General features: G+C 73.6%; 1 protein-coding gene and 1 pseudogene. Both read right to left on the reverse strand.

What is annotated here, in order from left to right; all coding sequences use genetic code 11:
- A pseudogene (locus GT354_RS56675) lies at positions 1–148 on the reverse strand (D-beta-D-heptose 1-phosphate adenosyltransferase); the annotation flags it as partial.
- A 5-nt stretch (positions 149–153) separates the two neighbouring features.
- Positions 154–708: an SIS domain-containing protein gene (locus GT354_RS29135; protein ID WP_237535565.1), complete on the reverse strand. Its 555-nt coding sequence runs from the start codon at positions 706–708 to the stop codon at positions 154–156.
- Between the last annotated feature and the right edge of the window lie 141 nt (positions 709–849).

Below are 849 nucleotides of genomic sequence, written 5' to 3' on the forward strand. Positions count from 1 at the left end.
GTCCCGCGCCGCCCGGCCGGGCGTAGTCGGCGACGTCCTCCAGGACGGGCGCGGGAGCGTCGGGGCACAGGCGAGTCGCCGTTCCGACGAGGTCGCGGTCCAAAAGGGTGTCGCCCACGACGACGAGTGAACCGGGTCCACTGCTCACGGATGTCACGCCAGTGCCTCCCGTACGGGTTCCAGCCTGGTCCGCCGCCGAGGCCGCCCCGCGCCGGCGAGGGTGGCGTCGATCGCCTCGCACAGCAGGTGCGCCGCCAACAGATGGACCTCCTGGATCGTCGCCGTGTTGTCCGCCTCCACACACAGCGCGTCGTCGGCGACGGACGCGAGTTCGTTGGGGGCGGGACCGGTCAGCGCCCACACTCGCAACCCCATCGAACGCGCCCGGTGGGCCGCCCGGACGACGTTCGGGCTCGAACCGCTGGTGGACAGCAACAGCACGGTGTCGCCGGGACGGCCGTGCGCCTCGACCTGCCGAGCGAAGACCTCGTCGGCGCCGTAGTCGTTGACGATCGCGGTGACGCTGGAGGTCTCGGCGTGCAGCGCCAGCGCGGACAGCGGTCGGCGCTCGTCGTGATAGCGCCCCACCAGCTCGGCCGTCAGGTGCTGGGCCTCCGCTGCGCTGCCGCCGTTACCCGCCACCAACAGCCGTGACCCGTCCGCGAGTTCGGGCGCCAGGATCACCCCCCAGTGGGCGGCCCGCCCCAACGCGCCGGCCGGATGCCGCAACGCGGCCACCAAGGCGTCCACGTGCCGATCCGTCAGCGCGTCCGCGTGGCCGACGGCTCTTCCTCGCCGCTGCGCCGAACGTGGGCCGGCGGATTCCCCGCCGCGAAGACGCGCTCGGGA

The organism is Streptomyces sp. SID3343 (genome assembly GCF_009865215.1).
In the GTDB taxonomy this organism is placed as follows: Bacteria; Actinomycetota; Actinomycetes; order Streptomycetales; family Streptomycetaceae; genus Embleya.